Raw genomic sequence first — 25,897 nt, forward strand, 5'->3', positions numbered from 1 at the left:
CTCAGGCGGGGGTGAAACCCATCCGCAGATTGTCATGGCGGAAAGTCAATATCCGCGCGCTCCATGGTGTCGTCGCGGCCTCGCGCCACTGGGCGCCGGTCACCACGTCCAGGTCGCGCAGGTGATAAAAGGCCGCGTAGCTCGGCTGGCTTGTCGAAGCGCGGAAGCGCCGCGCGGCGAGCACGCCGTCCACCGCCCTGAAGCGCGGCACATGCTCGGTATCGTACCAGTCGTTGAACTCCTCCTCGTGCGCGCCGTCGATGTTCATCCAGTTCACGAGCAGGCCGCCCGCGTTCCGGGGCGCCGGCTCGTCGCCTGGCAGGATCTGGACGCCCGACCAGCGCCATGCGCCCGCCGCCCCGGCGAGGTCCGTCCTCGCCGCGCTGTCGGCCAGCAGCATGTGGCGCGGCCGACCCGGCTCCCCCGCCCGGCTGGACATGGTCCGGCCGACCCATGGCACCGGCGCCAGCGCGCCTTCGGGAAGGGACAGGCCGTCCGCCCCCGCGTCGGGCGCGCCCATCACGAAGACGAGACCGAGGCTCAAGCGAAGGCCTTGCCATAGATCCTGCGGGCATTGCCCTCGAAGATCTTGGCCTTGTCCTCGGCGGTGAGGAAGTCGATGCTCTCGATCACCGGCTTCAGATCGTCGAGGTCATGGCCCCAATGGGGATTATGGACCGATCCGGTGCCGGGCCGCTCCGTGCCGAACAGGCAATTGTCGGCGCCGACCACCTGAAAGAGCAGCTCCAGCCCTTCCCTGGAATAGAGGCAGGTGTCGAAATAGAGCTGGCGCAATTCCTGGTCGAACTCGCGGCCGCGCCGCCACGCGCCGGCCCGGAAACGCCCGATCTGATAAGGGATCGCGCCGCCGCCGTGCGAGATGACGATCTTCAGCGTCGGGAAATCCTTGAATACGTCCGACTGCAGCAGCGACATCACGGCGATGCTGCCCTCGTTGATGAACTTCAGCGTGTAGCTTTCGCGTGGGTGGCAGCAGCCGGCCGAATGGATCAACGCAGGCACGTCCAGCTCGACGAGCTTCTCATAGAGCGGGTACCAGAAGCGATCGCCCAGGCCTGGCGGGGGCAGGGCGTCGCCCTCGGTGGGATCGGGATTGAGGATGCAGCCGATGAAGCCAAGCTCCCTGACGCAGCGCTCCAGCTCCTCGACGCAGTTGGCCGGGCTCTCGGCGCGGAACTGCGGCAGGCCGGCGACGCCCTTCAGCCGATCCGGAAACATCTCGACCTGCTGGTGGATCAGGTTGTTGCAATAGCGCGCCCAGTGCAGCGGCACGCCCGCCGGTCCCAGCGAATGCATCTGGAGATAGGGGCGCGGCGACAGGAACTGGACGTCCGTGCCCACCTGGTCCATCTTGGCGAGCAGGCCGCGCGCGGTCTTCTCAGCCACCTCCGCCGCCGGCAGCTTCGCGGCCTGGGGCGGATTGTTGCGGGCGCCCGTGAGCGTCGCCATCTTCGCATAGTCGGCGTCGGTCATCACTATATGGGCGTGGGCGTCGATGATCATGTCGCTTCCTTTGCTACCGCCAGGGCGTCGAGTTGGATGAGGACCGCGCCGCGCAGCGTCGCGATCTGGGTATGGCGCGCCGGCCGGTGGGCCGGATCGGGATAATGTTCCAGCCAGGACGCGTTGATCGCCTCGCGGGCGCCGTCGTCGCGGACATGACAGGTGATCTTCACCACGTCTCCCATGTCCATGCCGGCCTCGGCCAGCACGAGCGCCAGGTTGCGGAAGCAATTGGCGGCCTGCCCGGCGACATCCTCCGGCATGACGCGCGTTTCGCTATCCCGGCCCATGATGCCGCCGGTGGCGAGGATCGGCCCGATCCGGCAGGCGAGCGGGATCGGCTGGGGATGGCCGATCGATTCGATATTGATGCTGCGTTGGCGCATGGCTTCCTCCACTCAATGCCACTCGGCGAAGCAAACGCCCGTGCCCGTGCCCGCTTCGGTGCGGTAGCAGGGCAGATATTCCGACCAGGCGAGGTCGAGATGTTCGCACGCGCCCGCCGTAGCGATCCAGTTGCGGATTTCCGAGCTGCCTGAATTGAGCTTCGCCCGATCCATGCTGGTGAGAGCGGCGACATCCTTGGCGCGGATCGCCTCGATCAGGCCGCGGTCCAACTCTTCGTCGACCACGAAATGGCTGAGGCCGCCCGAGGCGATGACGCCGACCTTGATGTCCTCCGGATAGCTCTCGACCGCCCGGCGTATCGCCTGGCCGAGCGCATAGCAACGGCGCGGCGTCGGCTGGTTGGGCGCATAATAGGTGTTGAGCGCCAGCGGCACGATCGGCAGCGGGTTGGCCTCGTCCATCAACTGACGGTGGACGAAGCCGAAGGCATGGCCCTCGCCCTCGCCGTCGCGCAGCCGGTTGGCGGTGGAGATGTCGAATTCATCATCGACCAGCCGGGCGATCATGTGGCGCGCAAGCCCGGCGTCGACCGGGAAGTCGGTCTCGCCCTCGTCCACATAATAGCCGCCGCGCGCGTTCTGCCACCATTCGAGCGGGTTGGGATTGCCCTTGTGGCGCGGGTTGTTGCGGATCGTCTCGCCATAATAGATGAGGATGCTCGGCAGATTGTCGTTGGTGTAAAGCTCGGCCTGGTCGTCGCCGATGACGATCAGCGTGTCGATGCCGGAGGCGACGATTGCCGCCCTGATCCGCTCGACCCCCCGCTTGGCGGCGCGCATGCGCTCGTCGAGCAGCGCGGGCGTGATATGGTCGCGCAGCGCCTTGTCCGCGCGTTCCAGCAGCATGGCATAGGTCGCCGGACGCCCTTCCTTGTCGAGGAACTTGCCCGGAATGTCGCGCTCCTCGAACCGCGCCCAATCGCCGTCGCGCATGTTGAGCATGGGGGTGTGCGAGGAGCCGAGACCGTGAGTAAGCCGTGCCATCATCTGTCTCCGAGGATCATGCCGTCGCCGGTGCCGGGCCATGGAACCGGCTGACGATGAAAATACAGGCGGCGGCGACCGCCGCGACCACCGCGAGCGCGGCGTAGAGCGGCAGCAGCCCGCCGCCCGCGCCAAGGACGATGCCGCCCACCAGCGGCCCCGCGACCGCCCCGAAGCGGCCGAAGCCGACCACGAAGCCCACGCCGGCCGCGCGCATCGTCGCCGGATAATAGCGCGTCGCGTTGATCATCAGGCCGCTGAACGCGCCTTGCGCGAAGAAGCTGATCACCGGCGCGATCGTCAGCATCATATAGGGATCGCCCGTGTTCAACCCGAACAGCAGGAAGGATGTCGCCGCGCCGGCGAAATAGATCGCCGTCAGCCGCGCCGCGCTGACGATCGCCGAGAAATAGCCCATCGACAGGTTGCCGAGGATCGAGAAGATGCTGGTGAACGTGCCCGCCAGCAGCGCGAGGCGCGTCGGCAGGCCTGCGTCGTCCAGCACCTTCGGCGTCCAGCTCAGATGATAGAAGCCGACGACCGAATAGCCGAGCGAGGCCACCCAGAGGAGCACGCTGCCCGCGATCATCCCCGGCCCGATCAGATCGGCGATGCGCGTCCGCGCCCGGCCCCCGCCGGTGATCGCCGGCAGCGCGTCGAGCGGCTCGACGCCCAGGCGACGGCGGACGCGGTTGACCCGCTCGAGCGCGCCGCGCGGCTGGGCGGCGAGCAGGAACTGCATCGATTCCGGCAGCCAGAGGAACACGGCGACGAGGATGACGAGATTGAACAGGCCGCCGACGATGAACAATATCTGCCAGCCATGATCGGCGACGAACCAATAGCCGATCTGGGACGCGAAGGTGACGCCGAGCGCATAGCAGAGGTGCATCACCGAAAGGAAGAAATTACCCCATTTGCGGTTCGCATATTCGATGACCAGTACGTTGAGATTGGCCATCAGCGAGCCCACGCCGATGCCGGTGAAGAAGCGCAGCGCCAAGAGTTCATGGACGCTGCCGGCCGCGGCGCTGAGCAGCATGACCACGGCGTTCAGCGCCAGCGCCGAAAGCAGGATCGTGCGCCGCCCGAACCTGTCCGCCTGCGGCGCCACCACGAACGCGCCCACCGCCATGCCGATCGCGGTTGAGGCGAACAGCACGCCCAGCATCCGCGGGTTCACTGCCCAGGCGTGGCTGATCACCGGCGCCGCCTGGACCAGGGTGGCGAAATCGAGTCCGTCGGCGATGTTGACGATGCAGCACAGGAGGACGATTGCTATCGAGAAGGCGTTCATCGGCGCCTCGGCGATCACGCTTTCTCCTTTGGACATCTGCGACATATCCGCTCCCTCTTTTGCCTTTCAGGCTGTTACCATCAAAAAGATCATAATGATAGTCTATATGATGATATAAGGTGTATCAGAGGCCCAGTTCGGCGAGAATTTCCTTGTCATGCTCGCCGAGGAGCGGCGGCGCGCGCCGGTACGCCACCGGCGCGTTCCGGAATCGCATGGGGCTGGCCAGCATGGCGAGGCGGCCCGACACCGGATGATCGAGATGCACGAGCATCTCGCGATGCCTCACTTGCGGATCGGCCAGCACGTCCGGCACGGTGTTGATCGGCGCGCAGGGCACGCCCGCCGACTCCAGCCGCGCGACCCAGCCCTTCATCGTATCCGCCGACAGGGCGGCGATCAGTTCGGGCATGAGTTGGTCGAGATTGCGGACGCGATCGCCATTGGTGAGGAAGCGTGCGTCCTCGATCAGTTCCGGCCGTCCGATCGCCTCGCAGAACTTGGCATATTGCCCGTCATTGCCGACGACGATCACGACATGGCCATCCGCGCAGGGGAAGACATCCTGCGGCTGGATGTTGGGGTGGCGGTTGCCGGCGCGCATCGGCGTCTTGCCTGAGACAAAATAATTCTGCGCCTGGTTGCAAAGCGACCCGACCGCCACGTCGAGCATGCCGATATCGATATATTCGCCTTGACCCGTCTCATCGCGGCGGGCGATGGCGGCGAGCACGGCGATCGCGGCGTACATGCCGGTCATCAGGTCGACCACCGGCACGCCCACCTTCTGCGGACCCGCGCCGGGAAAGCCGTCCGCCTCCCCGGTGACGCTCATCAGCCCGCCCATTGCCTGGATCATGAAGTCATAGGCGGCCTGGGAGGCGCGCGGACCATCCTGGCCGAAGCCGGTGATCGAGCAATAGACAATGTCGGGCTTCACCGCCTTCAGCCCTTCATAATCCAGCCCGAATTTGGCGAGGCCGCCGGTCTTGTAATTTTCCAGCACGATGTCGGAGCGGGCGGCCAACGCCTTGACCAGCGCCTGCCCCTCTGGCGTCGCGAGATCCGCGCGGATCGAGCGCTTGCCGCGGTTGCAGGCGAGGAAATAGCCGGCGTCGCCCCGGTCGCCATCAGCGCCCGGCAGGAAGGGCGGACCCCAGCCGCGCGTGTCGTCGCCGCCTTCCGGTCGCTCGACCTTGATCACGTCCGCGCCGAGATCGGCGAGGATCTGGCCGCAAAATGGACCCGCCAGGATACGGCTGAGGTCGAGCACGCGCAGATGCGAAAGGGGGCTGGCCACGAAAATCCTTCCTGTCAATCAATCCAGTGCGAGTTGGTTCGCGACCGCGCTGGGCCGCGCCTCGAAGCGGTCATGCCAGGCGGCGAGCGCGTCGCGGCCCTGGCGCCAGGCGAGAAAGGAGAAGCGCAGGTCGAGATAGGCCAGCGCCGAACCGGCAGCGATCTGCCCGAGATCGAGCGCGTCGGGCCAGCGGCTCACCTCCGCCTCCAGCGCGTCGAGCGCGACCCGCGCCTTGAGCGCATAGGCCGTGTGGAACGCGGCGCTCTGCTGCTCCTGGGGGCGGATGCGTTCTTGCCGCCAGAGCAACAGCGCGTCGAGCATGCCGTCGACCAGCGCCTGCCGGCGCAGCACCTCGAATCGCGCCCACCCCTCTTTCGGGAGAAGGACAGGCGCGGGCCGCAGGATCGTCAGATACTCGCAGATGACGGCGGAATCGTGGAGCATCGCGCCATCCTCCAGTTCGAGCATCGGAATGGTGCCGAGCGGATGGCGCTTCATATAGGCGGTGTCGGGGTTCAGCCGCTCGACGACGGTGCGCTGGCGCCGAATCCGGGCGTCGAGGCCGCATTCCGCGATCGCGATCGCCACCTTGCGGACGAAGGGTGATTTCGGACTCCAGTGCAGCAGCACGGGCCATGGCAGGCCGACCTTCGGCGCGCGCGCCGGCGCGTTTTCCGCGTCCCTCTGAGCCTCGATTCGGATCATTAAGCTATTACACTGTCCTTATGTGTGTTTGTCAAAGGCTCACGCGCCGCACTGGGAAATGCGGAACGCGCACGGTTGCTCTAATCCAATTGGCTGCTATAAACACCTAATGCTGCAAGACACAGAGAGCACAGGAGGCCCCCTCGGCGCAGATGGAACGGGGATCCCCCGTTATCTGCAGCTCAGTACATTGTTCCGGCGCATGATCGCGTCCGGGGAGTGGCAGGTCGGTTCGCAAATTCCGACGGTCGAGGAACTGGCCGCCGAATATGGCGTGGCGCGCGCCACCGTCCGCCAGGCGCTCGGCATCTTGAACGGCGAAGGCCTCATCGAACGCTATCGCGCCAAGGGCACTTTCGTTACTTATCGGCCCCAGGAGCAACTTTGGTGCGAGGTCGAGACCGACTGGTCGGGACTTTTGCGCTCGCGTTCCGGCGCGACCATCGAGCTGCTCTCGGAGGAAACCGGCCATCAGCCGCCGAACATCATCCAGAGCGATGGCGAGCGCGCGCGCAGCTATCGCCGCTTCCGCCGCCGTCATTGGCGGGAGGGCAAGCCCTTCCTGCTGGCCGACACCTATCTCGACGAGGCGCTCTGCAAGCGCATCTCGCATGAAGATCTGGTGACGAAGACGGCGCTTAGCCTGGTGGCAGACATCCGCGGCCTGAAGATCGCTGGCGCCAGCCAGACGCTGACCATCGGCGCGGCCGACGTGCTGACCGCAAAGGGGCTCCAGGTGCCGCTCAACGTGCCCGTGGCTTATGTGCATCGCACGGTGATCAGCGATAGCGGCCGGCTGGTGATGGTGTCCGACGGCACCTATCGGGGCGATGTCGTCCGGCTGGACATCAAGCTCAAATAAATAGGGAAATTCCGCGAAAACGCGCGGATATACCATGGCGGCGCAAATTATTATCGACATAGGCCATAAAGATGGCCTATGAGATTTTTACCTCGGCCGACGGACGTTGTTCGGGGCGGCTGAACAAGCAGCCATAACTGCCTACCCAGAGTGGAGAGCGTAGTGCCGCGCATTCCGTTTCCTGAATTCGCGACCATGAATCCCGCCCAGCGCGCGGTGTATGAAGCGATCGTGAGCGGCCCGCGCGGAGGGCTGGTCGGCCCGCTCCGCGCAGCGCTGCACAATCCCGAACTTGCCGACAAATGGCAGCGGTTCGGCGAATTGTTGCGCTTCCGCACCTCGCTCACCAAGCGGCATAGCGAGCTCGCCATCCTCGTGACGGCGCGTGTCTGGAACTGTTCGTTCGAGTGGTTCCAGCATGAGCCGCATGCGCTGGCGGCCGGCCTTCCCGCCGGGATCGTGAACGCGCTCCGCATGGACCAGAGGCCCGACTTCGACGATTCGGCCGACGAGGCGATCTACGAATTCACCAACCAGCTTCAGCGCGACCACTCCGTCACCGACGCGGCGCACCGCGCCGTCCAGGCGGTCTACGGGGTGACGGGCGTAGTCGAACTGACCGCGCTGATCGGCTATTATGCGTTGGTGGCAATGACGCTCAACGCGCACGCCTTCGATTTGCCCGAGGGCGCGACCGATCCTTTCGCCGGACAGGCCGGGACTGACGCCGCCGCGATTCATCCATCCACCGAATAAACCATATGCGAGGAGGCTCATGCTTAGCGAGGAGAAGAACCGCCAGTTGACCCAGGTGGGCCCTGGCACCCCCATGGGTGAATTGCTGCGCCGCTACTGGATGCCGATCGCCGCCGAGGGCGAACTGGATAAAAAGCCGGTCAAGGCCGTGCGGCTGATGGGCGAGGATCTGATCCTGTATCGCGACCTGGGCGGACAGCTCGGCCTCACCGATCGGCATTGCCCCCATCGCCGCGCCGACCTCTCCTATGGCTTCGTGGAGAAGTGCGGCATCCGCTGCAACTATCATGGCTGGCTGTTCGACGAGCAGGGCGCCTGCCTTGAGCAGCCCTATGAGGATACCGTCCTTGGCGGCGGCACCCGCGACAAGGTGTCGATCACGGCTTATCCGGTGCGCGCCCTGGGCGGGATGATCTGGGCCTATCTCGGCCCGTCGCCCGCGCCCGAGCTGCCGGAATATGAGGCGTTCAACTGGCCCAACGGCTTCCGGCAGATCATCCTCTCCGACATCCCTTGCAACTGGGCCCAGTGCCAGGAGAACTCGATCGATCCCGTGCATTTCGAGTGGATGCACTCGAACTGGAGCGTCCGGCTCAAGGGCGAGGAGGGCCCCTATGCACCTCGCCATCTCAAGATCGGCTTCGAGGAGTTCGAGCACGGTTTCCTCTACAAGCGCATCCGCGAGGATACCGACGAGGAGCATGATCTCTGGTCGGTCGGCCGCGCGATGATCTGGCCGCTGGGCATCTTCCTGGGCGACCATTTCGAATGGCGCGTGCCGGTGGACGACGAGAATACCCTGTCGGTCGCCTGGTCGTTCCAGCGCATGCCCATCGAGAGCGAGCCCTTCGTCCAGGAGCGCATCCCCTATTGGCGCGGGCCGGTGACCGACGCGGAGGGGAACTGGATCTCCAGTCATGTGATGAACCAGGATTTCATCGCCTGGGTCGGTCAGGGACGGATCGCGGATCGTACCAAGGAACGGCTTGGCCGCAGCGATCTCGGCATCGGCCTGATGCGCCGCCAGTTGTTCGCCGACATGGAGGCGGTGGCGCGGGGCGACGACCCCAAGGGCATCATCCGCGATCCGACCCTGGCGAAGAACATCCCGCTGCCGCTCGTCCACGCCGAGCGCTATCACAGCGGCATGCCGCGCGAGAAGCTGGTCGCCCATCCGGTGCTGGGGCGCCACCTCCGGGCCTATCCCTATCAATATGGCCAGCCGACCGAGGTGCTGGAATCGATCTGGCGCGCGGCTGGGGTGACGCGGGAAGATTTTGGCATCGGAACGGACGCTGAGCCGATGGAATAGGGAAGGGGTAGGGGGGGCTTTTCCATTGGCGGCTTCGAGGAAGGACGCGATGAAACTCCATTGGTCGCCCAGCGCGCCGTTCGTGCGGAAGGTGATGGTCTGCGCCCATGCGTTGGGACTGGCCGACCGGATAGAGCTGGTGCGCAGCCGGGTCGGCCCGGCCCGGCTCAATGACGATCTGATGGCGGACAATCCGCTCAACAAGATACCCACGCTCATCACCGACACCGGCGAGCGGCTCTATGATTCCCGGGTGATCTGCGAGTATCTGGACGCGCTGGCGGGCGGCGGCGCGATATTCCCTTCGGAACCCGGCGCACGCTGGCGGGCGCTCACTTGGCAGAGCCTCGCGGACGGCATGGTCGACGCGGCGATATTGCGCCGTGACGAGGAATTCCGGGGCGAGGGGCATCGCTCGCCAGCCCACCGGCTGGCCTATGCCGCGAAGATGCGGGCCGCCCTCGACCGGATGGAGGCGGACGCGCCGCTGCTCGAGCATGCGGGCCTGACGATCGGCGCGATCGCGGTCGGCGTGGCGCTCTCCTATCTCGATTTCCGTCCGCCGGGCGAGAATTGGCGCGAGGGGCGTCCGGCGCTGGCGGCGTGGGAAGCGGACTTCGCCCGACAGCCGGCGATGCTCGCCGCTCCCTTCGCGGACGAAGGCGCCGGTCCCAAGAAATTCGCCCTATACATGATGGAATAGGGGCCGGCCGGCTCAGGCGCTGAAACCGTAAAGGGCGAGGGGATTATCCACGAACACCTTGCGCCGCGCCGTCTCGTCCGGCGTCCAGGCATCGAACAGATCGATGAGGCGACCGGGGTCAGGCCGGTTCTCCATGTTTACCAGCGGCCAGTCCGTGCCCCAGAGCAGGCGGTCTCCGTTCGCGGCCATGAAGGCATCGTGAAAGGGCCGCGCGTCGGCGTAGAGCGGCGGGTTGGCGGAATGGCGGATCACGGCCAGCTTAACCCAGATGCGGCCCTCGCGCAGCGGACCGAGCACCGCGTCGAACAGCGGATCGTCCGCCGCGACCGTCGGGGCGCCGGCCGCCGCCATATGATCGAGCACCAGCGGCAAGTCGAGCGCGAGCAGCCGCGGCATCCATTCGGCATAGGTCTCGGTCTTGGCGAATAATTGCGCGTGGATGCCACATGCGCGCATCACTGGCGCGAGCCGTTCGAGATCGGCGAAACCGCTCGAACCCTTGGGGCGGCCGGCGTAGCGTTGCGAGATGAGTTCGACGAAGCGCAGCCCCGCGACCCCGCCGGCGGCGAGCGCGGCGAGACGGTCGGCGCTCGCCTCGCCGGTCGCCACGCCGATGGCGCGCCGCCGTCCCGGATCGCGCGCGACCGCATCCATGATGCAGTGATTGTCGTCGCCATAGGCGGTCGGCTGGACGATCACCGCCCGCTGAAAGCCCAAAATGTCCAGCATCGCCTGGTGATCATCGGCGGTCGCCTCCGGCGGCGTGTAGCTGCGGACCTCGCCCAGCGGGAAGCGTGCATAGGGTCCGAAGACATGGGCATGGGCGTCGCACGCGCCCGGCGGCAATGGCCTGCGCGGCGGCGTGACGATGGGAAGGTGAGTGGTCATCATGGCTCCTTGCTATAAAAAGCATTAGACTAATTCATTGATTGAATCCAGAGGCAGGGGACTGTTATAAGAACATGGCCCGGTTCTGCCGGGAGAGAGGAGATCCGTCCCATGATTGCACCGGCTGAGATTGTCGAACGGCTCGCGCGCGTCGATTGTTGCGCGCTGTCGGACGCGCTGGACCGCCTCCGAATCAAGGGCGCGGTCACCCATTTGCCGCAGCGCTCGGGCGCCGGGCGCATTGCCGGCATCGCCGTGACCTTCCGCGTCGCGCCGGGCGATCCGCCGCCGGGGCCAGCGCGCCACCTCGGCACGACCGCGATCGAGGCGTCGGATTCGCTGAGCATCATCGTGGTGGAGCAGAGGAGCGGCGTCGAGGCCGGCTGCTGGGGCGGCCTGCTGACCCGGGGCGCCATCAACCGCGGCGTGGTCGGCGTCGTCGCGGATGGGCCGGTGCGCGACATCGACGAGGCGCGCGAGCTTGGATTCCCGATCTTCACCAACAAGACCACCAGCTTCACGGCGCGCGGCCGCGTCGTCGATCAGGGGACGAACATCGATGTCTCGATCGGAGACCTGACGGTGTCGCCAGGTGACTATATCGTCGCTGACAATAGCGCGGTGATCGTGGTGAAGCCGGCGGACGTCGAGCGCGTGCTGGCGGCGGCGGAGGATATCGCCGCGCGCGAGGCGGCGATGATCAAGTCGATCGAGGCCGGCATCCCGATCAGCGAGGTGATGGGCGGCAATTACGAGCACATGCTGACGGAGCCGATGAAATGAGCGAGACGAATGACATGGCCGTCGCCCGCGCGGCACGGCTGGACACGGCGACGCTGAGCGATGCGCTCGACCGGCTCGGCATCGTCGGACAATGCCATAAGATCAAGGGGCGGGATCCGGAATTCCGCATGGCGGGGCGCGCCTTCACCCTGTTGTGCGGCCCGGCCTCGACCCCGCCCGGCACGGTCGGCGACTTCATCGACGACGTGCCGCCGGGCGCGGTGATCGTGATCGACAATGGCGGGCGCGAGGATGCGACCATCTGGGGCGACATCCTGACCGAGATCGCCCACCGTCGTGGTATCGCCGGGACCGTGATCGATGGCATCAACCGCGACGTGCATCTCTGCCGGATGCTCGGCTATCCGGTGTTCAGCAAGGATCACTGGATGCGCACCGGCAAGGATCGCGTGCAGGTCGAGCGGATGGAATGCGTCGTCAATATCGGCGGCGCGCGGGTCGCGCCGGGCGATCTGATGCGCGGCGATCCGGACGGGGTGGTGGTGATCCCGCGCGAGCATGAGGAGGCGGTGCTCGCCGCCGCCGAGGAAATCCACGCGGCCGAGGAGCATATCCGCGAGGCCTGTCGCGGCGGGATGCGACTCGACGAGGCGCGGCGCCAGTTCAAATATCACCAGCTCCAGACCCGCCAGTGAGGTGCGGATGCCGGGGCCGGGAGGGAGATCGGGCATGAAGGCGCGCGCGGCGGATCCCAACCGGACTTCGCTGTCCGATCCGGACATTCCGCTGAGGACATTTGTCTGATGCCGCGGCGCGCTTCGGTTCCGCGTAAGGCGCAATCAAGATGAGCATCACTGGAGGCATCGTCGTGCCGACCAAACGGCCTCTCCTCCCGGATTACGCGGACCGTTCCGGTTTCGCAGTGATCATTGGATTTCGACCTCGCTTCCTATCGCGTTGAGGGGCGCGCAAGCGCCTCGAGATGCACAAGCTCGGGCAGGCATATTACCTTTCGTCCGGAAGCAGATCTTGATCGCACACCGGCGCATGCGGGGATCGAGAAGACTTTTCGGCGACTGGACGATTGTCAGACAGCGATTCGGAAAGGGACGCGGATTAGGTACCATGAATGAGCCAGGAACTTCAGGCGGGACGGCGGAAGCACCGCTCCCGGCTTCTCCATTCGGCATACCGATTTATCGGATGGTGTGGACGGCCAGCCTGATCTCCAATTTCGGCGGTCTGATCCAGTCGGTCGGCGCCGCCTGGCTGATGACGTCGCTGACCAGCTCGCGGGAACTGGTGGCGCTGGTCCAGTCGTCCAACACCTTGCCGATCATGCTGCTCTCGCTCTGGTCGGGCGCGCTGGCGGACAATCTCGATCGCCGTGTGGTCATGCTCTGTGCGCAGGGGTTCATGCTGGTCGTTTCGACGGCACTGGCGTTCTGCGCCTGGTCGGGCGTGCTTACGCCCTGGCTGTTGCTCGGCTTCACCTTCCTGATCGGCTGTGGCACCGCGCTCAACGCGCCGGCCTGGCAGGCCTCTGTTGGCGACTTGGTGCCCAAGCCGCTGCTTCTCGGCGCGGTGACGTTCAATTCCATGGGCTTCAACATCGCGCGCAGCGCAGGCCCGGCGGTCGGCGGTGCGATCGTCGCGGCGGCCGGATCGGCGGCGGCGTTCCTCGTCAACGCGCTCAGCTATGTGGGATTGATCGCGGTGCTGGCGCGTTGGCGACCGGTCCGCGCTCCGCGGCTGCTTCCGCGCGAGCGGCTGGGGGACGCGATGGGGGCGGGGCTGCGCTATGTCGCCACGTCGCCCAATCTCCGGACCGTGCTGATACGCGCCCTGCTGTTCGGCTCGGCGGCCTCGGCTATTCCGTCGCTGATGCCGGTGGTGGCGCGTCAGTTGATAACGGGCGGGCCGCTCGTCTACGGCGCACTGCTCGGCGCCTTCGGCATGGGGGCTGTGGGGGGAGCTTTCATCAGCACCCGGCTGCGCCGTCGGGTAGCATCGGAGCGGCTCGTGCGCATCGCCTCGCTCGCGCTTGCCCTCGGCACGGCGACGACGGGCATGAGCGGGACGCTGGCGATCACCCTGCCCGCGCTGCTGTGCGCAGGCGGGGGCTGGGTGTTGGTGCTTTCCACCTTCAATGTCACGGTGCAGATGACGGCGCCGCGCTGGGTGGTGGCTCGCGGGCTCGCCCTTTACCAGATGGCGGCTTTCGGAGGCATGGCGGCGGGAAGCTGGTTCTTCGGCCTTCTCGCCGATCACCAGGGCGTGGAGATATCCTTGTTCATTGCGGCGGGATTTCAGGTCGCGGGCGTGCTGGCGGGACTGCGTTTGCCATTGCCTCGGGTCGAGGACCTCAACCATGATCCGCTCAGTAGTTGGAAGAGCCTCGGACCGAAGTGCTAGGCAGCGTGGCCAAATTCAAGACTCGCCAGACTAAGTGATTTGAGTGGAGAGCGGACGCCCCCCTCCCGCAAGCGTTCAAACGAGGCACGTGACTCGTTTGAAGGGGTTAGGGGGTGGGCTGGCGCAACATCCGCGTTGTTTTGCAACGGCTAAGTCAGAAGCTCGCTCCGCTCGCACCCACCCCTAGCCCCTCCCGCCTGCGGGAGGGGAATGTCTTGGTTTGGCCATTTCCCGACATTCCGAATTTGTCCACGCCGCCTAGTGGAGCCGCACGGTGGGCCAATCGTCGTCCCGATCGAATACCGCATGGTGGAGACCAGCATCGCCGAGTTTCTCGGCTTGATGAATGAACGTGTCGGACCCAGCGCCGCGACGGCGTGCGTGGGACTCTGTTGCCCGATGAGAGGGTCTTGCGCTCGAAGCGCGCAGGGCCCTTTTCGTCATTTGAGCGTGGCGAGATAGTCGATGATAGCCTTGCGCTTGGTCGGGTCCGTCACCGGGATGACCATCTTCGTGCCGGGGACCATCTTCATCGGCCCCTGCAGCCAGCGGTCGAGGCTGGCGCGGTCCCAGCGGATGCCTGACTTCTTCAAGGCCGGGCTGAAGGCATAACCCGGCACCGCTCCCGCCTTGGAGCCGACAATTCCCCGCAAGGTGGGGCCGACGCCGTTACGCCCCGCTTCGGTCGAATGACATGAACGGCAGACGGCGAAGGCCATGGGCGGCTCAGGCGGCGCGGCGAGGGCCGGCGTGGCGACCAGTGGCAATATGGCGGCGAGAACGAATGAAGCCTTGGTCATCGGGAGGTTTCTCCTTGTCCGCGCTGGATGATGTAACCGGCGAGGCGGGAAATGCGGTCGTGATGTCGCTGCGCCGGGCGACATCCCAGGGCAGGTTCAGAATGATTCCGCACTGCCATGATCCGCCTAGGACAGCGTTACGAGTGCATCGAGGACCGTCGCGCCGTGCCCTGCATCGCGGACCGACAGTGGATTAATCTCTATTTCCTCGATCCGGGGATTGCCCCGAATGATGCGTCCAAGCTGGACTACCGTATCAACCACGGCCTCCAGATCTGCGGCAGGCTCACCGCGCCAACCTCGCAAGATCGAACCGCCTTTTAGTCCGTTCAGGGCGCGAAGCACGTCCTGCCGGTCGCTATCCGGACTGAGCATCGCCACGTCATGCAGGGCTTCGATCCAAACACCTCCCAGACCGACCATCATCACCGGTCCCCAATCAGGATCGCGACGAACCGACACAACAAGTTCATGGCCCCTGGGCGCCATCGCCTCAACCAGCGCGCCGTCCAGCACGACATCGGGGCGGTGTTTGGCAATCGCCGCGGTCTGGGTCTCGAAAGCGGCGAGCACGCTGGCTTCGTCCGACAAGTTCAGGCTGACGCCGCCAAGATCGCTCTTGTGGGTCAGAACCGCGGACTGGGCCTTCAGGGCGACCGGGCCGTCGATCTCGGACGCGGCGAGTGCTGCGTCGGCGGCTGAAACGGCGAGGCGTCCGGCCGGGATCGGCAGGCCCGCTTCCCGCAGCAAGGCCTTTCCGCGGTGCTCGGGAAGAACCCCTGTCGTTGCGGGCAGATCGATGACTATGCAGTCATCGCGTGGCGCGAGGGGCCGCGTGCGTGCTGCCGACCATAGTCTCGCCACGGCCCGCAAGGCGCGTTCCGGGGACCGGAAAAAGGCAATTCCGGCTTCGCGCAATCTGCCGGCGATTTCAGGTGCGATCGGACTATTGTCACCAAGCAGCGTGTAGATCACCGGCTTGGCGGCTCCAGCAATCGACGGCAGGATTTCTTCGACGACTTTAAGTCCAAATTCCGGCGAGCCGGGCATCAGAACAAGGATCACCGAACCGACAGCAGGATCGGCCAGAAGCGCCGAGACCGCGTGGCCATAGATATCCAGTTGTTGCAGGCCCTGAGCGGTCACATCCAACGGGTTGGATATATGGGCGAAGGCAGGCAATATGCACGCCAGCCGCTCTCCGGTCTTGACCGACAGGTCCGGCAGGTCGAGCCCCAGATCCGCGCACATATCTGCGGCGAGGCCCTTGAATGCGCCGGATTCAGTCAGAATCGCCGGCCCTTGCTGCGGCAGATCGGGGGTCCGCAGGAGTAATTCGACGACGTCTGTCAACTCGTCCAGGCCGTTTACGAGGATGACGCCGGCGCTGGTGACCAGGGTCTGCATCACGGCATGGTCGGTAGCCAGTGACCCCGTGTGGGAGGCGGCGGCTTCCTGCGCCCGGATGCTCCGGCCAGGATGGATCAGGACGATCCGCTTGCCTGCGGCGAAGGCATCCCGGGCGAGCGCAAGGAAGCGCTGAGGGTCTCGAAGCTGTTCCGCGAAGATCGCGATCACGCGCGTGACGGAGTCGTCAATGATATGCGCCACGAAGTCGTTGATCGTCAGCACGGCCTCATTGCCGGTCGAAATCGTATAGGACACAGGCAAGGCGCGCGCCGTACAGGACAGACGGATGTTGCCGACCATGCCGCCGCTCTGGCCCAGAATTGCGACCGCCGGACTGTTGATGACCGCAGGCTGCTGTATGCCGAAAGAGAGAGGGGTGCCGTCGACGAAGCTCGTCAGGCCGATGCAGTTCGGCCCGACCAGCGCCAGGCCGCCCTCTCGTGCGATACGTGCGATCTCCTCCTGTTCGCGCCGCCCTTCCGGCCCCATTTCCGCAAAACCGGAGGCATAGACGACCGCGGCACCGATGCCGCGCGCGACGCACTGGGCGACGGCATCCCGCACGCCGGTGCCGGGCACGGCCAGCACGGCCAGGTCGACGCCCATGGGCAATGCAGCGATGTCGGTGACGCTGGTACGCCCCGCGATCTCGCCGCCCTGCCGGCTGACAAGGTGAATCTCACCGGAAAAGGAAAAGCGTTCGAGATTGGCGAGAACCCGTCGCCCCGTCGAGCCGGGATTGGCCGAGGCGCCAACGATGGCAATGGATCGGGGACGCAGCAGGCGCTCCAGGTTCAGGGCGCCCGCGCTTGTGCGGCCCAGGACATCATTTGTCACGCCGATAGCCTTCCAGACCCGGCTTGTATGATTTCTCGTCAAGGAACTGCGTGATGCCCTTGTTACGCCCCCCGGTCTTGTCGGCAACCCTGGTCTGCGCGCCCTTGGCGACGAGATAGTCTTCAGCCACGTCCCAAGTCATGTCCGCCACTTTCTTCAACGCAATCTTGGCGGCATTGAGGACAACCGGGTTTTTCGAGAGGAGCTCCAGCGCCAGGGCGCGTGTATGATCGCGCAGGTCCGTCAGCGGCACCGCTTCGGCGACGAGACCCATCTGCGCCGCCTTTTCTCCGGTGAAGTTGCGCCCCGTCATGATGTAGAGCGCGGCATCCTGTGGCCGCAGCCGTTCCTGCACTGCTTTGGTGACGTTCCCACCCGGAATGATGCCCCAGTTGATCTCGGACAGACCAAAGACAGCCTCATTGGCGGCGATCGCAAGGTCGCATGCCACCAGCGGAGTGAAGGCTCCGCCGAAGCACCAGCCGTTGACCATTGCGATCGTGGGCTTGCCGAAATGCTGCAGGGTACGCCATTGCCAGGCCTGAGCCGTCTGGCGGATGCGCCTGACCTGCGCGGGCGGCAGGCCATCGGTCTCGCGAAAATATTCCTTCAGATCCATCCCGGCGGAAAAGGAGTCTCCCGCACCTGTCAGGACCACCACGCCGCAGCGGGGATCGAGTTCGAGCTGCTCCAGGATCGCCAGCATCTCGCTATTCAGCGTCGGACTCATCGCATTGCGCTTTTCAGGGCGATTGAGCGTCACCCATGCGATGCCCTCATCAAACATCACGTCGACACAAGTGCGCGACAGGTCCGGTCCCTCGGTAAGATATTCGCTCATTCCCGGCCCTCCACCATCTTCATTTATCAGAAAAATATAAAAGGCTAGTTATATAGTCAATAAAGAATTCCCGTGGCATGGGAAGTTTTCCTGCATCGACAGCCCGCTCGATGGTCCGCTGAAGGGGCTGCGGCCCGGAGCGTTTTCGTCATTGCGGCCATTCCTCGCGGCGGAGATGCTATCGTCCGACCAAAACTCGTCGCCCAGAAGAGTGCGCGTGGACCCGATCATCACGAACTCCTCTCCATGACTTGCGGTACGGCCCTGGGCCAGCTACAATGGACATATATATGAGTTTTTATCTGATCCAATTGGCCGCAATCCCAGCAGCTTCGCGCATGCTGACGGCTGCGGGAACAAGGCTGGAAAACGCACATCTATAAACCTTGAAATACCCGACATGAGGTTCCGATGCCAGTGGAGACATGCCCGATCAGGAGGAACGAAATGCAGCCAGGCGGCCTTGCCCGTTACGGCCAACTCGTCGGAGGAGAGATCGTCACCGGAGAGCGTGATATGGAGGTGCTGTCGCCGGCCACCGAGGCTGCCTTCGCGATAGTTCCCGATGCAACTCGCGGGGAACTGGCGCGGGCGATAGCCGCCGCCGGCGCGGCGTTTCCGGCATGGCGGGCACTTTCGTTCGATCAGCGTCGGGCATGCCTCTTGGACTTTGCCGCAGCGATACTCCGCGATCGCGACAGGATCGCGGAAGCCCTGACAAGGGAACAGGGCAAGCCGCTGTCGCGAGCGCTGAGCGAAATCGGCAATGCAGTGCGTGCGATCGAGGATATTTGCACGATCGACATGAAATCCCAAATGTTGCGCGACACGCCGACCGAAAAGATCGAACTGGTCTATCGGCCCCTGGGTGTTGTAGCCGGCATTACCGCGTGGAACGTCCCGGTCATTCTCGCCGCGCAGAAGATCGCCCAAGCGCTCTATACGGGCAACACGATGGTGCTCAAGCCATCGCCCTACACCCCGGTGGCGACGCTGCTGCTGGGTGAAGCGTCGCTCGGCATTCTTCCTCCCGGTGTCCTGAATATCGTATCGGGTGGCAACGAACTCGGCGCCTGGCTGACCTCCGATCCAGCCATAGCCAAGATCAGCTTTACCGGCTCCGGTCCCACCGGGCGACGGGTGCTCGAGGCCTCGGCCTCCAATTTTGCGCGGGTGACGCTGGAACTGGGGGGTAATGATGCCGCCATCGTCCTGCCTGACGTGGATCTCGACAAGGTCGTGCCAGCCCTTTTTGCCGCTGCATTCAACAATGCCGGGCAGATCTGCATGGCGATAAAACGGCTGTACGTCCACGCGGATATCCACGACGAAGTAGTGCGGCGCTTCGCCCGTTTGGCTGACGAGATTCGGCTTGGCGACGGCATGCTGCCCGACAGCGAGATGGGGCCGGTTCAGAACCGCGCCCAATATGAAAAGCTCCTCGATCTTCTGGCGGATACACGTGCCATTCCGGGCGCACATATCGTCGCCGGCGGCGTGGCGCCGGAAGGCGCCGGTTACTTCATTCGGCCGACCGTGGTTACCGGACTCGTCGAAGGCTGCCGTCTGGTGGACGAGGAACCTTTCGGGCCAATCCTGCCGATCCTGCGCTTCGACGATGCCGATGATGCAGTGGAGCGCGCCAATGCGTCGCAGTTCGGTCTTAGCGGATCGGTATGGAGCGCGGATACCGCGCGCGCCGCGGCACTGGCGCGTCGCCTGGAAGTTGGCACCGCCTGGGTCAACCGCCATGGTGGCGCGGACGGCGGGATTCCCCTTGGCGGCGCCAAGGCTTCGGGAATCGGCCGCGAGCACGGCCTGCTGGGGCTGCGGAACTACATGGAACCGCAGATCGTCTCCGTCCCGCAGGTAGCGGTATCGCCATGCTGACGTTAACATTGGTCCGCGAGTGCTTCTGATCTGTCCCCCCTTGTGTGAGTGGCCCATCGATCATCATAGTCTGGGCCACTTAGGGGGAATGGAATGGCTCAGAAGCACAAGCCGGAGGAGACCATCGGCAAGCAGGGCGAAGCGGAGATCTTGCTGGCGCGGGGCTGGACGGTGGCCAGCGCCTGAGTGCGAATACGCTCAGCTGCGGCAGGTATATCGACATGACGCTCGGAGATCCGCCAGATGTCGCAGATCGGTGAGGATGCGCCCCTCATCGGGATCATCGACCATGGGTCAACGGTCATCCACCGATCTAGGGTGTGTGGGGATTCAGCCCATGGCGGGCTGCAAATAGCGGCTTTCTCCGCTTCCGGTGCTCACGTACTGAAGTACGCTGCGCGCCGGTTCTCGAAATCCACTATTTTCGCCGCGCCCTGAACTGAATCCCCACACACCCTAGGGTGTATCGACATTCAGCCCTGACGGCCTGCAAATGGTTGAAGCGAGTCACGTGCCTCGCTTCAATCCCGTGCTTCCGGTGCTCACCTACTTTGAGTAGGCTGCGCGCCGGGTCACGGAAAATCACCATTTTCGGCTCGCCCTGAACTGAATGTCGATCGGTCCTAGGACATCATCGTCGGCCCTATCACGTTCCTGATACGCCGGGGACTGCGGACGATCACGGCCATGGTTACTTTCCTCGGCGGCATTGCCAATTTCGGCGATCTGCGTGGCCAGCTCGACGCACGAGAACTGGTGCGACAGGCGCGGCTCTGCTTGGCCAAGGTGATCGATAATAGGGGCAATAAATGGGGATAAAAGGGTGGGCTAGAAAGTCGATTGAGCTTCGCCCCGGCTCACCTAAATCTCACAAAATCGCAGATTTAGGCTATTGCCGGATACAAATGGTGCGGTCGAGAAGACTCGAACTTCCACGGCCTTTCGGCCACAACGACCTCAACGTTGCGCGTCTACCAATTCCGCCACGACCGCACATTTTCCGGGAACCGGCGGGGCCGGTGCCTTGGTAGGAGGCGGCCCTTAGCAAAGGCTTTTTCCTCATGCAACAACCGATCTTCATTTGCGTTGTTTTGGGCGGAGAAAGTCGGGGAGCGAGTGAAGGATGGAGGAAGGGTCGCCCATGTCCGCGCGCTTCTGGTTGTTTTCATGTGCATGCGCAGGCGCTGCGCTGACCGGCGGTTTCGGCCTTGGCCTGTACGCCACGACGCCGCCCAGGTTGGGAACCGAAACCGTGCTGCCGCAGGCGGTCAGCCCCGACGGGGCCGATTACGACATGATGTCGGCCAATCTGGCCGGCCCGGCCGTCATCCGCTGCGACGGCTGCGGTCCGACGCTGGCCGACCGGCAGATGGCGGCGGACATGGCCGGCTGGGACGGGATGAACGATCCTGTCGTGCGCGATTATGCGGCGCAGGACGATGAAATGACGCCCGACCATGCCGAACCGCCCCCGCCGGTCCGGATGCTGCCCGCCTCCATCGAAAGATTCGCCGATGGGGAGGGCGAAGGCAGTTTCCAACCCGTCAGGATCGCGCGGGCGCCAGACAGCGGAACGTCCGCCCAGGAAGCCCCGGCGGACGCCGCCATGTCCTACTGAACCGGCCCTACTGAACCGGCCGTTTATTCGGCGGCGACCACTTCCGCCGGAGCGTCGCTCAGCGGATGGGCGAGGCGGCTGACCATCTCCTTCGGGCAGACCTGCCAGAAATAACGGCGCCAGCGGTCCCAGTCGTCCAATATGGTGTTCGACCATTTGCTGTCGGTCGCCACCGCATGCTGGGCGATCAGAGACTTCAGCTCCGCTTCCCAATGGGCGCTTTCCAGCCTTTGCCAGAGGATGCTTTCCGGATTGGCGCGGGTCGGGAAGCTGCCGTCCTCGTCCAGGATGAAGGCCATGCCGCCGGTCATGCCCGCGCCGAAATTGGCGCCGGTCCTGCCGAGGATGACAGCGGTGCCGCCGGTCATATATTCGCAGCCATTCGCGCCGCAACCCTCGACCACCACCTGCGCGCCCGAATTGCGGACGGCGAAGCGCTCCCCGGCCTGGCCCGCCGCGAACAGCTTGCCGCTGGTCGCGCCGTAGAGGACGGTGTTGCCGATGATGGTGTTGTCCTTGCTCGACAAAGGCGAGGAGACGGTGGTGCGCACCGTGATGATGCCGCCCGACAGGCCCTTGCCGACATAGTCGTTGGCGTCGCCGAAGACCTCCAGCTTGATGCCCTTGCACAGGAACGCGCCCAGCGACTGGCCCGCGCTGCCGCGCAGGCGCACGGTCAGGTGGCCATCCGCCAGCGTCGACATGCCGAAGCGTTCGGTGACGGCGGCGGACAGGCGGGTGCCCACGGCGCGATGCGTATTGCGCACCGTGTAGGTGAGCTGCATCTTCTCACCCCGTTCGAAGACGGCGCGGGCGTCCTTCATCATCTGCGCGTCCAGGCTGTCCGGGACCGGGTTGCGCCATTCGGTCAGGCTGAAACGGCGCTGGTCGTCGGGCGCGTCCACCTTGGCGAGGATGGGGTTGAGGTCGAGATCGTCCAGATGCTCGGCGCCGCGATTGACCTGCTTCAAGAGTTCGGTCCGCCCGATCACCTCGTCCAGGCTGCGATAGCCGAGGCGGGCAAGGATTTCGCGAACCTCCTCCGCGATGAAGGTCATCAGGTTGATGACCTTTTCCGGCGTGCCGGTGAACTTTTCGCGCAGCCGTTCATCCTGCACGCAGACGCCGACCGGGCAGGTGTTGCTGTGGCACTGGCGCACCATGATGCAGCCCATGGCGACGAGGCTCAGCGTGCCGATGCCGAATTCCTCCGCGCCCAGGATCGCCGCGATCACGATGTCGCGGCCGGTCTTGAGGCCGCCGTCGGTGCGCAGCTTCACGCGATGGCGCAGGCCGTTGAGGGTCAACACCTGATTGGCTTCGGAAAGGCCCATTTCCCAGGGCGTGCCCGCATATTTCACCGACGTCTGCGGCGAAGCGCCGGTGCCGCCGACATGGCCCGCGACCAGGATGACGTCTGCGTGGGCCTTCGCCACGCCCGCCGCCACCGTGCCGATGCCCGCCTGGCTGACCAGCTTCACGCAGACGCGGGCGCGGGGGTTGATCATCTTGCAGTCGTAGATGAGCTGCGCCAGATCCTCGATGGAATAGATGTCATGGTGCGGCGGCGGCGAGATCAGGGTCACGCCGGGCGTCGCATGGCGCAGCTTCGCGATGAATTCCGTCACCTTGAAGCCGGGGAGCTGGCCGCCCTCGCCGGGCTTGGCGCCCTGGGCCACCTTGATCTCGATTTCCTCGGCGGAACCCAGATATTCGGCATGGACACCGAAGCGGCCAGACGCGATCTGCTTGATCACGCTGTTCGCGTTGTCGCCATTTTCATAGGGCTTGAAGCGATTGGCATCCTCGCCGCCTTCGCCCGACACGGCCTTGGCGCCGATGCGGTTCATGGCGATGGCCAGCGTCTCATGCGCTTCGGGGCTGAGCGCGCCCAGCGACATGCCCGGCGTCACGAAGCGCTTGCGGATTTCGGTGGTCGCCTCGACCTCATCGATGGGCACGGCTTCGCGGGCGAAGTTGAATTCCAAGAGGTCGCGCAGATAGACGGGCGGCAGGTCGCGCACGCCGCGCGAGAATTGCAGATAGGTCGAATAGCTGTCCGTCGCGACCGATGTCTGCAACAGGTGCATCAGTTGCGCCGAATAGGCATGCGTCTCTCCGCCGTTGCGCTGGCGGTAGAAGCCGCCGACCGGCAGGCGCACGATGGCGCTGTCATAGGCGGTGTCGTGGCGCAGCTTCGCGCTATAGTGGAGCGACTGATAGCCTTCGCCCGAAATCTTCGCGGGCATGCCGGGGAACAGGTCGTTGACCAGGGCGCGGGACAGGCCGACCGCTTCGAAATTATAGCCGCCGCGATAGCTGCTGATGACCGCGATGCCCATTTTGGACATGATCTTCAGCAGGCCTTCGTTGATGGCGATGCGATAGCGTTCGAAGCACTGGTCGAGCGACAGGTCGCCGAACAGGCCCCGCGCATGGCGGTCGGCGATGCTGGCTTCGGCCAGATAGGCGTTCACCGTGGTCGCGCCGACGCCGATCAGCACCGCGAAATAATGGGTGTCGAGCGCTTCGGCGCAGCGCACGTTGATGGAGGCGTAGCTGCGCAGCCCCTTGCGGACGAGATGCGTATGCACCGCCGCCGCCGCCAGCACCCCGGCGATGGCGACGCGGTCGGCATTGACATGCTCGTCGGTCAGGAAGATTTCAGTGCGGCCCTCGCGCACGGCCTGCTCGGCCTCCTCGCGGATGCGGGCGATGGCGGCGCGCAACTGCTCCTGCCCGCCCTCGGCCGGGAAGGTGCAGTCGATTTCCGCGACCGCAGGACCGAAATGCCCCTTCAGCTTCGCCCATTCGGACGAGGTCAGGACCGGCGAATCCAGCACCAGCACATGGCTGTTCTGCGCGTCCTGCTCCAAGATGTTGTGGAGGTTGGAGAAGCGCGTCTTCAGGCTCATCACATAGCGTTCCCGCAACGGATCGATCGGCGGGTTGGTGACCTGGCTGAAATTCTGGCGGAAGAAATGGCTGACCGTGCGCGGCTTGTCGGAAATGACGGCCAGCGGCGTGTCGTCGCCCATGGAGCCGACGGCTTCCTTCGCATCCTCCACCATCGGGGCGAGGATCAGTTCCATATCCTCCAGTGTCATGTTGGCCGCGACCTGACGGCGGGTCAGCTCGGCCTTGTCCCATGCGGGCAGGGCGCTGGGCTGGTCGGCCAGATCGCCCACCGTCATGAAATCCTTGATCAGTTCCGAATAGGGGCGCTCGCCCGCGATCTGGTCCTTGATCTCATGATCGTCGTAGATCACGCCTTCGGCCAGGTCGACGGCAATCATCTGGCCCGGACCCATGCGGCCCTTCTTGACGATGGTGGTTTCGGGCACGACGACCATGCCGGTTTCCGAACCCACGATCAGCAGATTGTCGCCCGTCAGCGTGTAGCGCAGCGGACGCAGCGCGTTGCGGTCGACGCCCGCCACGACCCAGCGGCCGTCGGTCATCGCCAGCGCGGCGGGGCCGTCCCACGGCTCCATGACGGAGGCGAGATATTCATACATGTCGACATGGGCCTGCGGCAGTTCGGCGTCGGCCGACTGATAGGCTTCGGGGACGAGCATCAGCTTCGCCGTCGGCGCGTCGCGGCCGGAGCGGCAGATCGCCTCGAACACGGCGTCGAGCGCGGCGGTGTCGGACGCGCCCGCCGGGATCACGGGCTTGATGTCCTCCGACTGCTCGCCGAAGGCGAGGCTGGCCATCTTGATCTCGTGGCTCTTCATCCAGTTCTTGTTGCCGCGGATGGTGTTGATCTCGCCATTATGCGCCAGCGTGCGGAAGGGCTGGGCCAGCCACCATTGCGGAAAGGTGTTGGTGGAATAGCGCTGGTGGAAGATCGCGACCCGGCTCTCGAACCGCTCGTCCTGCAGGTCGGGATAGAAGACCGACAGCGATTCCGCGAGGAACAGCCCCTTGTAGATGATCGAGCGGCAGGAGAGCGAGCAGATATAGAAATCCTGGATCTGCGCGGCGATCACCTTCTTCTCGATCCGGCGGCGGATGAGGTAGAGATCCTTTTCGAATTCGGCCTGGTCGCGTTCCTCCGGCATGGGACCGGCGATCATGATCTGCTCGATTTCGGGGCGGGTGCGCTGCGCCTTCTCCCCGATGACGGAGACGTCGACGGGCACCTGGCGCCAGCCATAGATGGTGTAGCCCGCGTCGATGATCTCCGCCTCGACGATGGTGCGGCAGGTTTCCTGCGCGCTGAGATCCGTGCGCGGCAGAAAGATCATGCCGACGGCGAGGCGGTTGGGCAGCGGCTTGTGGCCGGAATCGGCGATGGCGTCGTCGAAGAAGCGCACCGGCAGGTCGACATGGATGCCCGCGCCGTCGCCGGTCTTGCCGTCTGCGTCCACCGCGCCGCGGTGCCAGACGGCCTTGAGCGCGTCGATGGCGCTGGCGACGACGCGACGGCTCGGGCGGCCGTCCGTGGCGGCGACCAGGCCGACGCCGCAAGCATCGCCCTCCATTTCCGGGTGATACATGCCCTCGGCCGCGATGCGTGCGCGCTCTTCGGGGCTGGCCATGAAACTGGTGTCGGTCATGATGACTTACCCTTGCATGTGGCCGTCCCTGTCTTTGGGTAA

At 64.9% G+C, this 25,897-nt stretch carries 21 protein-coding genes and 1 tRNA gene; 9 read left to right on the plus strand and 13 right to left on the minus strand.

The features are described 5' to 3' along the window. Position 1 precedes the first annotated feature (1 nt). The 7 genes from L286_RS39925 to L286_RS39955 form a co-directional block, all read right to left on the minus strand. A complete protein-coding gene (locus tag L286_RS39925) occupies positions 2–544 on the minus strand; it encodes a DUF4286 family protein (RefSeq protein ID WP_020819019.1) in 543 nt (180 codons plus the stop codon). After that, positions 541–1,524 (minus strand): amidohydrolase family protein, encoded by a 984-nt coding sequence (locus L286_RS39930; protein ID WP_013038860.1) that lies wholly within the window; start codon positions 1,522–1,524, stop codon positions 541–543. The genes L286_RS39925 and L286_RS39930 overlap by 4 nt, the downstream gene beginning before the upstream one ends. Next, positions 1,521–1,910 carry a RidA family protein gene (locus L286_RS39935; RefSeq protein ID WP_020819020.1) on the minus strand — a complete coding sequence of 130 codons (390 nt, stop codon included), beginning with the start codon at positions 1,908–1,910 and terminating at the stop codon, positions 1,521–1,523. The genes L286_RS39930 and L286_RS39935 overlap by 4 nt, the downstream gene beginning before the upstream one ends. Positions 1,911–1,922: 12 nt before the next feature. Then, entirely contained in the window at positions 1,923–2,918 is a 996-nt protein-coding gene (locus L286_RS39940; RefSeq protein WP_235181753.1) for an extradiol ring-cleavage dioxygenase, read from the minus strand. 13 nt (positions 2,919–2,931) lie between these two features. Beyond that, positions 2,932–4,257, minus strand: coding sequence for an MFS transporter (locus tag L286_RS39945; RefSeq protein WP_007686803.1), 1,326 nt, complete (start codon positions 4,255–4,257; stop codon positions 2,932–2,934). A gap of 79 nt (positions 4,258–4,336) precedes the next feature. Next, complete coding sequence (locus L286_RS39950; RefSeq protein ID WP_020819022.1) at positions 4,337–5,512, minus strand: CaiB/BaiF CoA transferase family protein; 1,176 nt, start codon at positions 5,510–5,512, stop codon at positions 4,337–4,339. An 18-nt stretch (positions 5,513–5,530) separates the two neighbouring features. Continuing rightward, a complete protein-coding gene (locus tag L286_RS39955; RefSeq protein WP_020819023.1) occupies positions 5,531–6,217 on the minus strand; it encodes a glutathione S-transferase family protein in 687 nt (228 codons plus the stop codon). Between the two features lie 109 nt (positions 6,218–6,326). Here L286_RS39955 and L286_RS39960 point away from each other — a divergent pair, with 109 nt between their 5' ends. The 4 genes from L286_RS39960 to L286_RS39975 all read left to right on the plus strand — a co-directional run bounded on the left by L286_RS39960 (position 6,327) and on the right by L286_RS39975 (position 9,850). Continuing rightward, on the plus strand, positions 6,327–7,079 hold the full coding sequence (locus L286_RS39960) for a GntR family transcriptional regulator (RefSeq protein WP_268745329.1): 753 nt from the start codon (positions 6,327–6,329) through the stop codon (positions 7,077–7,079). 231 nt (positions 7,080–7,310) lie between these two features. Further along, positions 7,311–7,835, plus strand: a complete 525-nt coding sequence (locus tag L286_RS39965; protein WP_235181752.1) for a carboxymuconolactone decarboxylase family protein — start codon at positions 7,311–7,313, stop codon at positions 7,833–7,835. 19 nt (positions 7,836–7,854) lie between these two features. Beyond that, positions 7,855–9,147: an aromatic ring-hydroxylating dioxygenase subunit alpha gene (locus L286_RS39970; protein ID WP_020819025.1), complete on the plus strand. Its 1,293-nt coding sequence runs from the start codon at positions 7,855–7,857 to the stop codon at positions 9,145–9,147. Between the two features lie 49 nt (positions 9,148–9,196). Next, positions 9,197–9,850 carry a glutathione S-transferase family protein gene (locus tag L286_RS39975; protein WP_020819026.1) on the plus strand — a complete coding sequence of 218 codons (654 nt, stop codon included), beginning with the start codon at positions 9,197–9,199 and terminating at the stop codon, positions 9,848–9,850. Between the two features lie 12 nt (positions 9,851–9,862). Here L286_RS39975 and L286_RS39980 read toward each other — a convergent pair whose 3' ends face one another. Next, complete coding sequence (locus L286_RS39980) at positions 9,863–10,741, minus strand: amidohydrolase family protein (RefSeq protein WP_020819027.1); 879 nt, start codon at positions 10,739–10,741, stop codon at positions 9,863–9,865. A 108-nt stretch (positions 10,742–10,849) separates the two neighbouring features. Between L286_RS39980 and L286_RS39985 the strand changes: the two genes are divergently transcribed. The 3 genes from L286_RS39985 (at position 10,850) to L286_RS39995 (ending at position 13,897) form a co-directional block, all read left to right on the plus strand. Continuing rightward, positions 10,850–11,521: an RraA family protein gene (locus L286_RS39985; protein WP_013038870.1), complete on the plus strand. Its 672-nt coding sequence runs from the start codon at positions 10,850–10,852 to the stop codon at positions 11,519–11,521. Then, positions 11,518–12,177 carry an RraA family protein gene (locus L286_RS39990; RefSeq protein WP_020819028.1) on the plus strand — a complete coding sequence of 220 codons (660 nt, stop codon included), beginning with the start codon at positions 11,518–11,520 and terminating at the stop codon, positions 12,175–12,177. The genes L286_RS39985 and L286_RS39990 overlap by 4 nt, the downstream gene beginning before the upstream one ends. Before the next feature lie 430 nt (positions 12,178–12,607). Continuing rightward, on the plus strand, positions 12,608–13,897 hold the full coding sequence (locus L286_RS39995; RefSeq protein WP_084498534.1) for an MFS transporter: 1,290 nt from the start codon (positions 12,608–12,610) through the stop codon (positions 13,895–13,897). 440 nt (positions 13,898–14,337) lie between these two features. Here L286_RS39995 and L286_RS40000 read toward each other — a convergent pair whose 3' ends face one another. The 3 genes from L286_RS40000 to L286_RS40010 form a co-directional block, all read right to left on the minus strand. Beyond that, complete coding sequence (locus tag L286_RS40000; RefSeq protein ID WP_020819030.1) at positions 14,338–14,697, minus strand: c-type cytochrome; 360 nt, start codon at positions 14,695–14,697, stop codon at positions 14,338–14,340. A 126-nt stretch (positions 14,698–14,823) separates the two neighbouring features. Further along, positions 14,824–16,944 carry an acetate--CoA ligase family protein gene (locus L286_RS40005; protein WP_020819031.1) on the minus strand — a complete coding sequence of 707 codons (2,121 nt, stop codon included), beginning with the start codon at positions 16,942–16,944 and terminating at the stop codon, positions 14,824–14,826. Beyond that, the gene (locus tag L286_RS40010; RefSeq protein ID WP_007686781.1) at positions 16,934–17,785 is read right to left on the minus strand and encodes a p-hydroxycinnamoyl CoA hydratase/lyase; all 852 of its coding nucleotides are present in this window, start codon (positions 17,783–17,785) and stop codon (positions 16,934–16,936) included. The genes L286_RS40005 and L286_RS40010 overlap by 11 nt, the downstream gene beginning before the upstream one ends. A gap of 447 nt (positions 17,786–18,232) precedes the next feature. Between L286_RS40010 and L286_RS40015 the strand changes: the two genes are divergently transcribed. Then, positions 18,233–19,675: an aldehyde dehydrogenase family protein gene (locus tag L286_RS40015; RefSeq protein WP_235181749.1), complete on the plus strand. Its 1,443-nt coding sequence runs from the start codon at positions 18,233–18,235 to the stop codon at positions 19,673–19,675. Between the two features lie 906 nt (positions 19,676–20,581). Here the strand turns inward: L286_RS40015 and L286_RS40020 are convergent. Further along, a tRNA-Leu gene (locus L286_RS40020) sits at positions 20,582–20,668 on the minus strand. 148 nt (positions 20,669–20,816) lie between these two features. Between L286_RS40020 and L286_RS40025 the strand changes: the two genes are divergently transcribed. Next, positions 20,817–21,293, plus strand: a complete 477-nt coding sequence (locus L286_RS40025; RefSeq protein WP_020819035.1) for a hypothetical protein — start codon at positions 20,817–20,819, stop codon at positions 21,291–21,293. 23 nt (positions 21,294–21,316) lie between these two features. Here the strand turns inward: L286_RS40025 and gltB are convergent, their stop codons facing one another. Then, a complete protein-coding gene (gene gltB, locus L286_RS40030) occupies positions 21,317–25,855 on the minus strand; it encodes a glutamate synthase large subunit (RefSeq protein ID WP_020819036.1) in 4,539 nt (1,512 codons plus the stop codon). Positions 25,856–25,897 lie beyond the last annotated feature (42 nt).

The organism is Sphingobium sp. HDIP04, from assembly GCF_000445085.1.
Classification (GTDB): domain Bacteria; phylum Pseudomonadota; class Alphaproteobacteria; order Sphingomonadales; family Sphingomonadaceae; genus Sphingobium; species Sphingobium indicum.

Bases quoted from the DNA above. Each gene is read 5' to 3' on its own strand.
- L286_RS39970 (WP_020819025.1), top strand. From the start codon at position 7,855: ATGCTTAGCGAGGAGAAGAACCGCCAGTTGACCCAGGTGGGCCCTGGC.
- L286_RS40025 (WP_020819035.1), top strand. From the start codon at position 20,817: ATGTCCGCGCGCTTCTGGTTGTTTTCATGTGCATGCGCAGGCGCTGCG.
- L286_RS39955 (WP_020819023.1), bottom strand. From the start codon at position 6,217: ATGATCCGAATCGAGGCTCAGAGGGACGCGGAAAACGCGCCGGCGCGC.
- L286_RS40000 (WP_020819030.1), bottom strand. From the start codon at position 14,697: ATGACCAAGGCTTCATTCGTTCTCGCCGCCATATTGCCACTGGTCGCC.
- L286_RS40010 (WP_007686781.1), bottom strand. From the start codon at position 17,785: ATGAGCGAATATCTTACCGAGGGACCGGACCTGTCGCGCACTTGTGTC.
- L286_RS39985 (WP_013038870.1), top strand. From the start codon at position 10,850: ATGATTGCACCGGCTGAGATTGTCGAACGGCTCGCGCGCGTCGATTGT.
- L286_RS39975 (WP_020819026.1), top strand. From the start codon at position 9,197: ATGAAACTCCATTGGTCGCCCAGCGCGCCGTTCGTGCGGAAGGTGATG.
- L286_RS39945 (WP_007686803.1), bottom strand. From the start codon at position 4,257: ATGTCGCAGATGTCCAAAGGAGAAAGCGTGATCGCCGAGGCGCCGATG.
- L286_RS39935 (WP_020819020.1), bottom strand. From the start codon at position 1,910: ATGCGCCAACGCAGCATCAATATCGAATCGATCGGCCATCCCCAGCCG.
- L286_RS40015 (WP_235181749.1), top strand. From the start codon at position 18,233: ATGCAGCCAGGCGGCCTTGCCCGTTACGGCCAACTCGTCGGAGGAGAG.
- gltB (WP_020819036.1), bottom strand. From the start codon at position 25,855: ATGACCGACACCAGTTTCATGGCCAGCCCCGAAGAGCGCGCACGCATC.
- L286_RS39930 (WP_013038860.1), bottom strand. From the start codon at position 1,524: ATGATCATCGACGCCCACGCCCATATAGTGATGACCGACGCCGACTAT.
- L286_RS39980 (WP_020819027.1), bottom strand. From the start codon at position 10,741: ATGATGACCACTCACCTTCCCATCGTCACGCCGCCGCGCAGGCCATTG.
- L286_RS39995 (WP_084498534.1), top strand. From the start codon at position 12,608: ATGAATGAGCCAGGAACTTCAGGCGGGACGGCGGAAGCACCGCTCCCG.
- L286_RS39940 (WP_235181753.1), bottom strand. From the start codon at position 2,918: ATGATGGCACGGCTTACTCACGGTCTCGGCTCCTCGCACACCCCCATG.
- L286_RS39960 (WP_268745329.1), top strand. From the start codon at position 6,327: ATGCTGCAAGACACAGAGAGCACAGGAGGCCCCCTCGGCGCAGATGGA.
- L286_RS39990 (WP_020819028.1), top strand. From the start codon at position 11,518: ATGAGCGAGACGAATGACATGGCCGTCGCCCGCGCGGCACGGCTGGAC.